This is a genomic window from Paenibacillus sp. CMM36, assembly GCF_053570945.1.
Genome location: NZ_JBSEDY010000078.1, coordinates 1 through 558 on the forward strand (window position 1 = coordinate 1; position 558 = coordinate 558).

The 558-nt window shown below is 47.8% G+C and carries 2 rRNA genes; both read left to right on the forward strand.

What is annotated here, in order from left to right:
• Nucleotides 1-124: ribosomal RNA gene (locus ACWA2B_RS27960) — 23S ribosomal RNA — on the forward strand; the annotation flags it as partial.
• A 151-nt stretch (nt 125-275) separates the two neighbouring features.
• A 5S ribosomal RNA gene (gene rrf, locus ACWA2B_RS27965) occupies nt 276-392 on the forward strand.
• The last annotated feature ends 166 nt before the right edge of the window (nt 393-558 follow it).

Below are 558 nucleotides of genomic sequence, written 5' to 3' on the forward strand. Positions count from 1 at the left end.
CCCCCTCAAGATGAGATTTCCCAATTAGTAAGACCCCTTGAAGACGACGAGGTAGATAGGTTGGGGGTGGAAGTGCAGTAATGCATGGAGCTGACCAATACTAATCGGTCGAGGGCTTATCCTAAGATAAAACGCAAATAAGTTTCGGATCCAGTTTTCAGGGTGTAACCTTGAACGTATGTACAAGTGACATACAACAAGCGCATGGCTATTTGTTCACACGATATGTGATGAAGCTAATAACCTTACGGAAGAATTTGCATAGCAAATTCATGTTTGGTGGCGATAGCGGAGGGGTTCCACACGTACCCATCCCGAACACGACCGTTAAGCCCTCCAGCGCCGATGGTACTTGGACCGCAGGGTCCTGGGAGAGTAGGACGTCGCCAAGCAAAAGTGAAAAGGATGATAATCTCAATGAGATTATCATCCTCAGATTGTCGAGAAACCCCGTCATTTTGAGACGTGGGTTTCTTTTTCACATCATAATGCTCTGGTCTCTGGAGAAGCAGGGGGGGTTACCCCTGTTTCTCCAGGCGATCTAGGTGGATCGCCATC